We start from the raw sequence: 13491 nt of genomic DNA, 5'->3' as shown, positions 1-13491 counted from the left end.
TCGCCCACATGTCCCTTCATCTAAACCTACAATGTCAAAGAACGAACCAGCCTTGCGGGCCAGCCCCGCCGAACAGTAAATCCGGACAACCAAGCATCCCTCGTTCTTGCGATCGGGGGAACTAGCTGTCCGTCTGTGTTGGCGACCGTAGCAGAAGCGTGCTCCGCTGCGGTGAAGCGGCCTCTAAGGGGGGCTTCTGATTCGGTCAACAGCCAATTTTCAAAAATGTTTTCAACAGGAGGGCAACCGCACCAAGGCAGACTGCGAGCCAGCAAGCCCAGCGCCAAACCCCTTCCAGCTTTTGCTTGAAGCGTGTCGCTGATGCCGATAGCCACGCCGCCACAGGGAATTATGGCTCAATTGCCGGGAAAACTTCGGGTTGCGTGCTAGCATAGCGAATGCCGTCTGTGCGTTCGCAGTCCTCATTTGGTCGGCGACCGGAGCCTTCGCCCGGGACGGGGGACTGAACGTCCCTGCGCTTCCGCTGTCCCGCGCCGTAGCGTCGCTGGGGCAGCAGGCCGGAGTGCAGATCCTGGTCAACGCGCCCGGTAGCGAGGCGCGGCGCACGCATGCCATACACGGCTATATGACTCCGGCCGAAGCGTTGACGCGAATGACCCGCGGCATGGGTCTGTCCGTTCGTACCGTAGCCCCCGGCGTATATCTGATCGCAAAGACGCCGCCGGTCCGCAAAGTGCTGCAACCCCGGCCTCCAGCCCCGGTCCCCGAACCTCCCGAAATTCTCGTTTCCGCACGGCGTCGTCCCGAACTGGAGCGCGACGTGCCGCTGGTCGTGACCCATCTCGACAATTCGGCGCTGCAGCACGCGGCCGTTCGTACGCTGGCGGACGTGGCGCGCATAACTCCGGGCTTCGTCGCCACCGGCCAGACCAGCAGCGCCACGCCGCTTCTGGTGATGCGCGGCCAGCGGCGATCGATCAGCGACGAGAACCGGCTGCCGCTCGTCGTCTATCAGGACGAAGTGCCCCTGCCCAATCAGGCAGCGCTTTCGCCGCTGTTCGACATCGCTTCGGTCGAAGTGCTGCGCGGCGCCCAAGGGACGCTGTTCGGGCGGAATGCCACCAGCGGCGCTGTACTGCTGCGCTCGGTACAACCGGGCGAAGGCATCGCCTCCTACGTCGAAGGCGAAATCGGCAACTACGGATTGCACCGCCTTGAAGCGGCGGTCGAATTGCCCGCGTCCGGCCCCTTCTCGCTTCGCGTATCGGGCCAGCAGGTACGGCGCGAGGGCTATACGCGCCTGCTCGGCGGCGGACGTGCGGACGATGTGCATACCGATGCGATACGGGCAGTGCTGCGTTTCGATCCGGACGGACCGCTGCGCTCCACCACCTGCTTCGACATGCTCGATGCCGAGGAAAAGGGCGCCGCGTTGATCCTCGCAGGCGTCTACGCGGGAGGAAGCGTGCGCGACGCGCAGAACGCTCCCTACTTCGATTGCGGAACGGGCGCCTGCGACATCGACGGCTATTTCGAGACCCAGCAGACGCTGGGCCGCCGCACCTCCCAATCCGGCTTGGCGCCATCCTTCCGGCGACGGTTTCGCGGCATCGGCAACATCACGGAATATGGCGAGGGCGACCTGCTGATCCGCAACATCGCCGGCCTCAGGACGACCGACCTGCACTACACGCTCGATGGAGACGGAACGCCGCTGCCGATCAACGATTCCGTCACCGATGCCCGGCTGCGCCAGTGGAGCGAGGAACTGCAGGTGCAGGGAAAGAGCGGCAGCCTGCGCTATATCGGCGGACTGTTCTATCTGGACAGTGCGCCGGACGGTCCGGTGGTACAGACCCTGTCGCGACTGGTGCGGCCTGACAATCCGCCGTCACACATCGCGAGCTACCAGACTTTCCGCAGCGCTGCGATCTTCGGCCAGGTCACCGCTTCGCTCGCCCCCGCCCTGACTGCCGACCTCGGATTGCGGTATACCGGCGAATGGATCGGCGGCTGCGCGCTGCGGTCCGTCGCGGCCAAGCCGTTGTCAGAACGCCAATGCCTCGACGAGGGTGGAACCAGGGCGCGGGCACGATCGCGGCGACTTACCTGGACGCTGGCACTGACCCGCAGGCTTGGAGACAGCAGCCTCTACGCCACCAGCCGCCGCGCGTTTCGTTCGGGCGGCTACAACACGCCGGCGCTCGGCGGGTTACTGGCGCCTTTCCAGACTTTCCGGCCCGAGACGCTGACCGACTTCGAGATCGGGGCCAAAGGGCGCTGGAGTTTTGGGGGGATCAGCGGCTCCTACGCGGTGGCGGCCTATGTCGGGTTCTACGACGACGTGCAGCGCGCCCTGTTTCCCGATGTCGATTTCGATGGGGACGGCGAACTGACGACCGACCCCATCACCCTCTACATCAATAGCGCGAAAGCCCGGGTCGCGGGGTCAGACGGTGAGTTTTCGGCGAACCTGGGAGCCCGTACCCGGCTGACCCTCAGCGCCTCGTGGATCGACGCGCGTTATACCCGGATCGATGCCCCCACCGCCCTGACCTCGCTTTTGGGCACGGACCCGCTGCACAACCGCTTCACATATACGCCGACGTTCGGCGGATCGGTGTTCCTATCGCACGATCTTCCCTTGCCCGGCACGCTCGGAACTCTCGCTCTTGGCGCAGACTATGCATGGGTGAGCAGTGTCCGGCTGACCGAAAGGCCGACCGAATCTTTCGCGCGGCAGCCCGCCTACGGGCTGCTTGGCGCGGCGATCACATGGCGTCGGCCGGGCGGATTGCCAGTGGATCTGGAATTGTGGGGCCGCAACCTCACCGACCGGTTCTACGTGAGCGGCGGCGGGACGCTCAATCCGGCCTACACGGCGGCGACGATCATTCCCGGACCGCCGCGCACGATCGGGCTTCGACTGCGCTACAGTTTCGAATGACCCGCGCCGTCAAGGCGCGACGAGTTCGGCGCGCGTGACGCTTTCGTTTTCGACGCGGGCGATCCCGGCCAGTTCGAGACTCTGCAGGAACCCGCGCGTTACGCCGATGCGGAACGTGCCGCTGATGGGCCGACGCGCAAGTTGCGGGCTGGAGACGATGATCTCCTGCGGACTGTAGCGGTTGATCTCGGCCACGGCCTGCTCCAGCGGCACGCGATCGAAGCTCAGGACGCCCGAGCGCCAGGATAGCTGGCGGTCCACGGCGACCTCGGCCATGCGGTAGGCGCCGCCCTGCCACACGAGTTCCTGCCCGGGATGGAGAACGGTGGACTGGGCCTCACCGCCCTGCCCTGCTGGCATGTCGATGCGCACGCGGCCTTGCGCGAGCGTGACCGTGACGCGGCCGCCGGTGTCCCTCACAGCGAAGGCCGTGCCCAGCGCGGTCACCCGGACGCCTCCGGCCGAGACGACGAAAGGCTTGCGCGGGTTCTTGGCGACTTCGAAGAACGCCTCGCCGCTGCGGATGGTCGTGCTGCGCCCGGTTTCACTTTCCGAAACGGCGAGCACGGTCGAGGTGTTGGCCGTAATCGCCGAGCCATCCGTCATCCGGAAGGTGCTCTGTTGTCCCACGCCGGTCGAGATCACGTGGCTGTCCGCTTGCGCGAGCGCAGCCGCAGGCGCTTCGCCGCCCCCGCGATAGTGCTGGAAGGTCAGCCCGCCGACGAGGACCGCCAGCGCGAGCCCCGCTGCCATCGCCGGGCGTGCCCAGGCATGGCGGTCGCGGCGATTGGCAAGCGCCCGCTCGCGGATTTCGAGGATGCGGGCGTCGGCGCGCATGGTCCCGGTGCCATCCCAGGCCCGCTCGACCCGAGCCCAGGCGATGCGGTGCGCTTCGTCGCGGGCGTGCCAGCTTTCGAAGTCCTCGTAATCCTGCGGCGTCGCCTTGGGTGAACGGAAGATGCTGAAATAGGCAGCGGCGGTCGCTTCGGGCGAGTCGATCCTTTCCAGCGCCCGGCCGTCGAACGGGAGGTTGTCGGCGGATTTGCTCATGGCAGATCCCTCGCGGCAAGGAAGCGGATCGCCTTCATGATGTTGCGCCCGACCGCGCTGGTCGAGATGCCGAGGTGCCGTCCGATCGCATCGTAGGACATCTCCTCGAAGCGGTGCAGCACGAAGACGTCGCGCGTCAGTTCGGGCATTTCCTCCAATGCATTGGCGAGCCGATCGACGTCCTCACGGCCGCGCAGCACGCGTTCGGGGGTGAGGTCGTCCACCGGGTGCAGCGCTTCGGTGAGTTCGTGATGGGCACCGCGATGGCGCACCGTGTCGCGCCGCGCACGGTCGGTCAGGACACTCGCAGCGACCTGGAAGAGGTAGCCTTCGACATTGGCGATCGGGTCCGCCTGCCCGCGCACGTGCATGCGGACCAGCACGTCCTGCACGAGATCGTCGACGTCCACCGGGTTCGCCCGCTTGGCGATGTACCGGCGCAGGGCGGGCACGTGCACCGACAGGTCGGTCACCTGCTGACGGCCCTGCACATGCTTTTCCTGAGGTGTCCTGCGCAACGAGAAAATCGGATCAGCCCTTCTGTCCAATGCCCGGCCTTCATAGCCGCGCAGGCTGCGGAAGGACATCCGATATATTTTTTCGCGATGAGCGAATGATCCGCGCGCCTTTGCGTCTTGCGCATATCGGCCTGCGATCAGGGACAGGCCGGACAACCATGGGGTAACACACCAATGACCTGTCGCAGCCTTTCGGCTCTACTTCTCGCGTCCACCGTCCTCGCCATCGCCGCGCCCGCGCAGGCCCAGTCCGACACGGCAGCCCAGTCGCTCGACCAGCCCGGCGGCGACATCGTCGTTACCGCGCGCCGCCGCGAGGAAAGCGCCCAGACCGTCCCCGTCTCGGTCACCGCGTTCAACTCCGAGATGCTGCGCGAGAAGGCCGTCGTCTCCACGCAGGACCTGACCTACACCACCCCCGGCCTCAACGTCGCGCCGCAGACCTCGCGCGATACGCCCTCGATCGTGATCCGCGGCCAGCGCCGCGCGACGGCAGGCGCCGCAGCGCCTTCGGTCGTAACCTACTTCGCCGACGTGCCGCTGCCCAACGAAGGCAGCATCGTGCCGACCTTCGACATCGGCTCGATCCAGGTGCTGAAGGGTCCGCAGGGCACCCTCTTCGGCCGCAACACCACTGGCGGCGCGCTGCTGCTCTACCCCGTCGCGCCCGACTATGATTTCGCCGGTTACGGACAGGTCACGCTCGGCTCGTACAACGAGACGACCTTCGAGGGCGCCGTCAACGTGCCGATCGTCGCAGACCGCGTGGCCCTGCGCGTCGCGGGCCAGATCGCCCGCCGCGACGGCTACACCAAGAACCACGGCAACGGCGGCGATCTCGACGACCGCCACAACGACGCCTTCCGCGCCTCGCTCCTGATCGAGCCGGTCGACGGCCTGAAGAACACCACCGTATTCGACTGGTATCGCGCGCGTGAGAACGGCACCGGCACCGTGCTCAACGGCGTCTACCCGAACCCGGCCGTCAGCGGCGGCGGCACCGCGCGCACGGCGGCGAACCGTCCCTACTTCGACTGCGGCGTCGCGGGCTGCGACATCGACATCGCGCTGGCCGAGCAGCAGGCTGCGGGCGTGCGCGACGTCAGCACCAGCATCGACCCCTATTCGAACCGCACCTTCTGGGGCGTGGCCAACACCTCCGAACTGGAAGTCGGCAAGGTCACCTTCAAGAACATCTTCGGCTACCGCCGCAGCAAGGTCGCGGCCGCCCGTGACATGGACGGCACCTACCTCGCGCTTTACGACGGCGTTTCCAACACCGACGTCGAGCAGGTCTCGAACGAGTTCCAGATCCTCGGCTCGCTGCTGAACGACCGCCTCGACTGGATCGTCGGCGCCTTCTACCTCAAGAGCGACCCGACCGGCGTGAACGGCAGCGTCACCTACTCGGCGGTGATCCCGGGCAAGACCTTCACCTACAACGAGAACTACAATTCCTCGACCAGCAAGGCGCTGTTCGGGCAGGTCGGCTATGCCTTCGGCGGCTTCGCGGAAGGGCTGCGCTTCAACGGCGGCTTCCGTTACACCTGGGACAAGTCGAGCGGCTGCTCGGTTGCGGCGCTCGACACGGCCGACCGCATCGGGCCTGACGCCTGCGCCACGCAGGGCGGCAAGACCGGTTCGGAAAGCTCCAAGGCCCCGACCTGGACCGTCGGTTTCGACTACAAGGTCAACGACGACCTGTTCCTCTACATCACCAACCGGCGCGGCTACCGCTCGGCGGGCTACAACCAGAGCGGCATGTCTTCGTACTTCGACGGCTTCGAGACGTTCCAGCCCGAGAAGGTCACCGACTACGAGGCCGGTATCAAGAGCAGCTGGGAAATCGGCGGCGTGAAGGGCCGCTTCAACATCGCGGCCTACACCAGCAAGTACAACAACATCCAGCGCTCGATCTTCCCCGGCGCGGACTTCGACGGCGACGGCAACTCGGCCAACGATCCGAGCAGCCTGATCATCAACGCCGCCAAGGCGACGATCAAGGGCACCGAGTTCGACTTCTCGGTCACCCCGGTCGGCGGCTTCACCCTGTCGGGCTTCGGCGCCTATACCGATGCCAAGTACGACGAGTACGATGCACCCGCAGCCTTCATCCCGCTGCTGGGCAACAACCCGGTGAACAACAAGTTCTCCTACACGCCCAAGTGGACCATCGGCGGCGGTGCGCGCTACGCGACGTACCTGGGCAACTTCGCCGAGATGGTGTTCAATGCCAACTGGTTCCACAGCGCCAAGGTCTGGTACGTCGAGCGTCCGCTGGACACCAACGGCATCCAGAAGGCCTACGACACCGTCAACCTCAAGCTGGACTTCAACAACATCGAGGATCGCGGCATCGACCTCGGCTTCTTCGTGCGTAACCTGTTCGATGTGACGTATGCTGCTGCCGGCGGCGTCGTCACCCCGTCGGTGACTTCGACCACGCTCGTCTACAACGAGCCGCGCGTGTTCGGTGCCCAGCTGCGCATGTCGTTCGGCAAGCGCTGATCCCCTGCCCGCCTGCGCGGATCGCCATGATCCGCGCAGCCCCCCCTTTCGATACGACCTTTCGATGAGGATGTAGCCCGATGAAATCCCGTCTTCGTACCGCCCTGCTCTCCCTTTCCGCGCTCGCTTCTACTCCGGCGCTGGCCGAGCCACTGGCCGATGCCGACCGCACCGCGATCCTCGCCGAAGTCGATCGCGGCGCGCCCGCGATGGCGCGCAATGCATTGCAGATCTGGTCCTGGGCCGAAGTCGGCTTCCAGGAGACCAAAAGCTCGGGGCTTCTCCAGAAGGACCTCAAGGCGGCAGGCTTCAAGGTGACCGCCGGTGTCGCGGGCATGCCCACCGCCTTCATCGCCAGCTTCAAGAACGGAGACGGCCCCGTCATCGGCATCCTCGCCGAGTACGACGCCCTTCCCGGCCTCGCCCAGGCGGCCGAGCCTGAGCGCCACGTCATCGACGGCATCGCCGGTCATGCCTGCGGCCACAACCTGTTCGGCGCCGCCTCGGTCGCGGCGGCGATCGCCACCAAGAACTGGATGGTCGCGCACGGCATCAAGGGTGAGCTGCGCGTCTACGGCGCGCCTGCGGAAGAGGGCGGCTCGGGCAAGGTCTTCCTCGTCCGCTCCGGTCTGACCAAGGACGTTTCCGCCATGCTGCACTGGCACGCGGGCGACGGCTATAGCGCCATGCAGGGTCATGCGCTCGCGAACGTCAGCGCCAAGTTCCGTTTCCACGGCCTCGCCTCGCACGCCGCCGCCGCGCCCGAGCGCGGGCGCTCCGCGCTCGACGGCGTCGAGGCGATGGACAACATGGTCAACATGATGCGCGAGCACGTGCCGCAGGAAACGCGCATCCACTACGTCATCACCGATGGCGGCAAGGCCCCCAACGTCGTGCCCGACACCGCCGAGGTCTACTACTACGTGCGTCACCCCGACCAACAGCAGGTCGCCGACATCATGGAGCGCGTGAAGAAGGCCGCCGAAGGCGCCGCACTCGGCACCGGCACCACGGTCGAGTACGACCAGATCGGCGGCACCTTTGACCTGCTGCCCAACGACACGCTGGGCCACGTGATGTACGACAACCTCAAGCAGGTTCCGCTGCCCACCTATACCGCGCAGGAACAGGCGTTCATCGACAAGATCGCGGCCACCCTGCCCAAGGGCGGCCGCAAGCAGGCTGGCGGCGTCGCACCCTATTCCAGCGGCGAGATCATGTCCGCCTCCACCGACGTCGGCGACGTCAGCTACACCACGCCCACGGCGGGCATGTCGGCGGGCACCTGGGCGCCCGGCACGCCGCCGCACAGCTGGCAGGCGGTCGCCGCCAGCGGCAACAGCGTCGGCACCAAGGGCGCGGAAGTGGCCGCCAAGACCCTCGCCCTCACCGCCGTGCAGCTGTTCCAGAGCCCGGACACGCTGGCCGCCGCGAAGAAGGAACTGGACGAAAGGCGCGGGCCGGACTTCGTCTACCGCTCGCTGCTCGGCGACAAGGCACCCTCGCTCGACTATCGCAAGGCGCCTGTCTCAAAGAATTAACCGGACCCATCCTGACCCCGGTTCCGCGCAAGTGTGCGGAACCGGGTCTTTTTTCTCATTATGACATTTCAATGACTGTTAATGACAGTCAAGTAACTGTCCTTATTAGATTTTCTTAGGAAATTCGCGTTAACCTCTCGCTCAATGGCACGGGAATGGGGAATTCCCGGCACAATTCGGGTGCGAGATGTTCAACGTTAATTCGAAGTTCGGGCGCATGTTCGCGTCTCTCGAGACGCGGCTGGTGGGCGCGCTCACGCTGATCGTGGTGTTTACGGTCCTGCTGCAGGTCGTGACCCAGCGAGAAGCCTACGCCCTGCGCGAACAGAGCGATGCGCTGATCCAAACCTCCGCCATCGCCGAGAACGCAGACCAGTTCGCCGACGCGGTCGCCAAGCTGCGCATGGCCACGAATCGGGGCCTGATGGCCAGCGAGACCGGGGGCAGCAGCGACGAACTGACCGACCAGGCCATCGGCATCGGCGACCAGCTCGGCCGCCTGCGCAACAGCGGCATGGTGTTCTACGACGCGCCGCAAGCGGGCAATCCTTTCGCCGACCTCGACCGACACGTCGCCGAAATCCTCGAAGTCCAGAAGCACGGCGCCACGCGCTCGCTTGCCCGCCGGATCGAGGCCCGCAATGTCGCGATGGGCGAATTCGCCGACGGCATCGTCGATCGAGCCCATGCCCAGCGCCGCAGCGCGCAGCAGCAGCTCGTCGCCTCGGTCGGGCGCTGGCAGCTGCTGGTGCTGGCAACCGGGCTGGTGACGATCCTCGTCGTGCTGCTCGCGCTGTTCGATATCTCGCGCAACATCCTGCCCGCGATCCGCCGGATGCACGGCAACGTCCAGCGCCTTGCCGACGGCGACCTCGACATCGAGATCGGCACGTTCCGCCTCAAGGAACTGCAGGCGCTGTCGCGGCCGCTGGAAACCTTCCGCCAGAACGCCCGCGCGGTGAAGAACCTCGCCTTCAGCGACCCCGCCACCGGGATGCCCAACCGCCGCGCTTTCCTCGAAACCTTCGGCAAGCTGCTGGCGACCGGCGACGAGCGGCGCTTCGCCTGCATGGTCATCGACATAGATCGCTTCAAGCACGTCAACGACGACTACGGCCATGCCGCCGGTGACGAACTCGTGCGCCTGATCGGCGAGCGGGTGAAGGAGCACCTCGGCCACGAGAGCGTCGTGGCCCGCATCGGCGGCGACGAGTTCGCCGTCTCCATGCCGCTGACTGAAGAACGGCAGGGTTTCGCCCTCGCCTCGGACATCGTCGATGCGGTCCGCGCGCCGTTCAGCCTTGGCGGCTATGCGGTGGCGGTGACCTGCTCGATGGGCGTCGTCGATGTCACCGCAGGCGACGAAGCACAGGACGTGGACGATATCCTGCGCAACGCCGACATGGCGCTCTATGCCTCGAAGAAGAGCGGCCGCAACTGCGCCACCGCCTTCGACCTCGCCATGGCGCAGGAACGTTCGATCGACCGCGCGCTGGAAAAGGACCTCGAATATGCCTTCGAACGCCAGCAACTGCGCATGGTCTATCAGCCGATCCACTCGGTCGTCGACGACGCGCGCGAGGTCGAGGCACTGGTCCGCTGGCGCCATCCCGAACTCGGCGACGTGCCGCCCTCCAGCTTCATCCCGGCGGCCGAGCGCAGCGGGCTGATGGTGCGGCTCGGCGAATGGATCATCGAACGCGCGCTGGCCGATTTCGCGCAATGGCCCGAAATGTTCCTCAGCATCAACCTGTCGCCGCTGCAGCTGCAGCACGAAGGGTTCAGCGGCTTCCTGCTCGACGCCTGCCGCCGCAACGGCATCGTTCCGCGGCGCCTGTTCCTGGAAGTGACCGAATCGCTGTCGATCGAGCGGAACACGCGGGCACTGCTGACGCTCAACCTGCTGCGCACGCTGGGCTTCCGGATCGCACTCGACGATTTCGGCACCGGCTACTCGTCGCTGTCGATGGTCAAGAGCTTCAAGTTCGACCGCATGAAGCTGGACCGCAGCCTCGTCATGGACCTAGGGCAGGACCCGGCCTCGGTGGCGGTGCTGGAAGCGGCGGTCACCATGGCCCGCCACGTCGGCGCCGAAGTCGTAGCCGAAGGGATCAGCGAGGCGCACCTGATCGGCGCGACGAAGTCGGCCGGGTGCACCCACCTTCAGGGCTACTACTACAGCAAGCCGATTGAGGCGGGCGAAGTCCTCAGCTACTTCGCGAATGCGGGGGACGATCTCGCGCAGGTAGCCTGAGAGTCTGTCTGGAAATTCGCTGCAGGCGAATTTCGCGGCACCGGCCCACTCCCCCACCCGACCACCCTCAGGATACTACCGTTGGGTGGTCGGGTGGGGGAGTGGGCCGGTGCCGCAAGGAAATGCCCGGATGGGCATTTTCCATGAACTGCCGAAGGCAGCGGCGCGCCCGTCAGGCGCGCGTGAAGCGCCAGCGGTCGGCGTCGCTCTCCTCGGCATCGAAGCGGTAGCCGTCGGTGTCGAAGCCGCGCATCGCATCGACGTCGGTGATGTGGTGCTCGCACATCCAGCGCGCCATCATGCCGCGCGCACGCTTGGCGTTGAAGCTGATGAAGCGCGGGCCGTTGGGGCCGGGCTCGCGGAACTCGACCTCGATCACCCGGATGCCGGAAAGGCGCCCGGAGACGGCGGCGAAGTATTCCTGGCTGGCGAGGTTGAGCACGACCCCCGATCCTTCCTCCGCCACCTGTTCGCGCAGCAGCGCGGCGATGCGGTCGCCCCACCAGTCGGTCAGGGACTTGTGGCGCGGCGCCCAGCGAGTGCCCATTTCGAGGCGGTAAGGCTTGATCGTGTCGAGCGGGCGCAGCAGCCCGTAGAGGCCCGAGAGCATGCGCAAGTGATCCTGCGCGAAAGTCACGCCCGGCTCGTCCAGCGTATGCGCCTCGAACCCGGTGTAGACGTCTCCGGCGAAGGCGAACAGCGCCTGCCGCTCGGGCAGTTCGGGGAAGTCGCGAAAACGGTCGGCGTTCAGCTTCGCCAGACGCGGCGAGATATGCATCAGCTCGGAAAGGCGCTTCTGCGTGAGGTTCGCGGCCGAGCGCGCAAGGCTGGTCGCCTCCTCCACGAAGTGCGGGGTCGAAACGGCGAGCGGCGGGAGCACACGCTCGAAATCGAGCGTCTTGGCGGGGGACAGAAGGGCAATCATCGCGGCTTGCGGTAGCGAGCACCGGCAGGCGCGTCAAATGCCCTTCGATGCCCGCTTCGGCACCAGGCCGCCGCCGGCCGGCTACGCGCGGATGCGGCGGCGTTTTTCGCCGATCTCCTGCTTGGCTTTCTCGATCAACTGGAGTTCGGTGACGGCCAGCAGGTCCTCCGAAACGCGCATCAGATGGGCGCGCATGGCGGAGCGCGTCTGCTCGGGATCGCGCTGGACGAGCGCGTCGTAGACCCGGCGGTGCTCGTCGGGGCGCGGGTTGATGCCGACCTGCCGCGCCTGCTCGAACATGTGGCGACACAGCGGCGACTGTTCGCGCAGGTCCCACAGGTGTTCGACGGTCTGGGCCACCAGCGAGCTTTGCGTGCCTTCGGCGATCGCCATGTGGAACTGCCGGTCAAGCACAAGCTCTTCCGCCGTCGCGGGATCGAGTGCCTCCATCCGTTCGAGGATTTCGCCGACACGCGCCACTTCCTCGTCGGACATGACGGTCGCGGCGAGCGCGGCGGCCTCACCCTCGAACATGATGCGCGCCTCGATCAGTTCGAACGCGCCGACGTCGAGTTCGGCCGGAGTGCGGTCGGCAGGGATTTCCTCGGCCACGTAGACGCCCGAGCCATGGCGCACTTCCACCAGTTGCCGAATCTCAAGCGCGATCATCGCTTCACGGATCGTGGGACGGCTGACCTGGAATTGCTCGGCAAAGTCACGCTCCGCAGGCAGCCGGCTGCCGGCCGCATATTGCCCGCTTCCGATGCGCTGTTCGATCTCTTGCGCCACGCGCTGATACAGTTTCAAGCGTTCCGCCATCCCCGGTGAATGTCACAAGCTGCGGGCGCCCGCAACATGTCTTACCAATTTTCCGGTGCGATATAGGGCGCTGCCGGGTCCCGCGGGGGGATCGCGCCGCGTCGCATGACGTTCCAGCCTGCCATCCGGTGCCCGGCGAGTGCCGCCTCCGCAACCGGAACGCCCCGCATGCGGGCATCGAGGTAGCCGCCGTTGAAGGCGTCTCCGGCGCCGCTGGTATCGACCGGGCTCAGGGCGTTCGGCACCGGGCAAACCGTTGCGTCGGGCAGGAGGCAGCCTTGCGCGCCCAGCTTGACGACGACCTCGCCGCAACCGAGCCGCCGCCAGTGCGCAGCGACCGCCTGCGGCGAGGTTGCGCCGTCCAGCAGCGCCTCGTCCTCGAAAGTCGGCAGGCCGATGTCGGCAAGGCCGATCGCCTCGTCACGCATGCGCGCCGCTGCCTCGGGAGATTCCCATAAGCGCGGGCGGTAGTTGCCGTCGAAGGCAACCAGACCGCCGCAATTGCGCACCCGCCCGGCCAGGGCGAGCAGGTCCCGCCGCCCCTGCGGCGGCAGGATCGCCAGCGAGATCAGCGAAAAGCACAGAAGATTGGCTGTTTCGGCAACGTCCATCGCGGCATCAACGGCTTCCAGTTCGAACAGCGCCCGCGCCGCGCTGGTTTCCCGCCAGTAAGTGAAACTGCGCTCGCCCGCAGGGTCGGTGGTGATGGCGTAGAGCCCGGCCTGCCGCGAGGGATGCGTCAGGACGAGACCGCAATCGACCCCCTCCGCCGTCCATGCCGTGCGCAGTCCATTGCTGAAGGCATCCGTGCCCAGCGCGGTCATGTAGGCGACGTCATGCCCGGCGCGGGCGAGATGAATGGCGGTGTTCAGCGTATCGCCGCCAAACCCCACGCCCCATGCTCCCGCCGAGCCGGACAGTTCCACCATCGCCTCTCCGAGGCAGACGATCTTTGCCACGCTGCCGCC

9 protein-coding genes are annotated in these 13491 nt (G+C 66.4%); 4 read left to right on the top strand and 5 right to left on the bottom strand.

Going from position 1 to position 13491, the window contains the following annotated elements; genetic code table 11:
* Nucleotides 1–523 precede the first annotated feature (523 nt).
* Entirely contained in the window at nt 524–2908 is a 2385-nt protein-coding gene (locus BES08_RS25010; protein ID WP_155986282.1) for a TonB-dependent receptor, read from the top strand.
* A gap of 9 nt (nt 2909–2917) precedes the next feature.
* Here BES08_RS25010 and BES08_RS25005 read toward each other — a convergent pair whose 3' ends face one another.
* Nucleotides 2918–3958 (bottom strand): FecR family protein, encoded by a 1041-nt coding sequence (locus BES08_RS25005; RefSeq protein ID WP_036526500.1) that lies wholly within the window; start codon nt 3956–3958, stop codon nt 2918–2920.
* The gene (locus tag BES08_RS25000) at nt 3955–4449 is read right to left on the bottom strand and encodes an RNA polymerase sigma factor (protein ID WP_036526503.1); all 495 of its coding nucleotides are present in this window, start codon (nt 4447–4449) and stop codon (nt 3955–3957) included. The genes BES08_RS25005 and BES08_RS25000 overlap by 4 nt, the downstream gene beginning before the upstream one ends.
* A 201-nt stretch (nt 4450–4650) precedes the next feature.
* Here BES08_RS25000 and BES08_RS24995 point away from each other — a divergent pair, with 201 nt between their 5' ends.
* The 3 genes from BES08_RS24995 (at nt 4651) to BES08_RS24985 (ending at nt 10779) form a co-directional block, all read left to right on the top strand.
* On the top strand, nt 4651–6984 hold the full coding sequence (locus BES08_RS24995) for a TonB-dependent receptor (RefSeq protein ID WP_008833253.1): 2334 nt from the start codon (nt 4651–4653) through the stop codon (nt 6982–6984).
* Between the two features lie 80 nt (nt 6985–7064).
* Nucleotides 7065–8525 (top strand): amidohydrolase, encoded by a 1461-nt coding sequence (locus tag BES08_RS24990; protein WP_036526504.1) that lies wholly within the window; start codon nt 7065–7067, stop codon nt 8523–8525.
* A gap of 217 nt (nt 8526–8742) precedes the next feature.
* A complete protein-coding gene (locus BES08_RS24985) occupies nt 8743–10779 on the top strand; it encodes a putative bifunctional diguanylate cyclase/phosphodiesterase (RefSeq protein ID WP_231958360.1) in 2037 nt (678 codons plus the stop codon).
* A 172-nt stretch (nt 10780–10951) separates the two neighbouring features.
* Here BES08_RS24985 and yaaA read toward each other — a convergent pair whose 3' ends face one another.
* The 3 genes from yaaA to BES08_RS24970 all read right to left on the bottom strand — a co-directional run bounded on the left by yaaA (nt 10952) and on the right by BES08_RS24970 (nt 13482).
* Nucleotides 10952–11704, bottom strand: coding sequence for a peroxide stress protein YaaA (gene yaaA / locus BES08_RS24980; protein WP_036526509.1), 753 nt, complete (start codon nt 11702–11704; stop codon nt 10952–10954).
* A gap of 81 nt (nt 11705–11785) precedes the next feature.
* Entirely contained in the window at nt 11786–12523 is a 738-nt protein-coding gene (locus tag BES08_RS24975) for a FadR/GntR family transcriptional regulator (protein WP_036526510.1), read from the bottom strand.
* 41 nt (nt 12524–12564) lie between these two features.
* Nucleotides 12565–13482: a sugar kinase gene (locus BES08_RS24970; protein WP_268957469.1), complete on the bottom strand. Its 918-nt coding sequence runs from the start codon at nt 13480–13482 to the stop codon at nt 12565–12567.
* Nucleotides 13483–13491: the final 9 nt, after the last annotated feature.

Origin of the sequence: Novosphingobium resinovorum (assembly GCF_001742225.1) — a bacterium.
GTDB lineage: Bacteria > Pseudomonadota > Alphaproteobacteria > Sphingomonadales > Sphingomonadaceae > Novosphingobium > Novosphingobium resinovorum_A.
The sequence above is the reverse complement of the archived record's forward strand: the minus strand, read 5'-3'. Positions and strand labels throughout refer to the sequence as shown.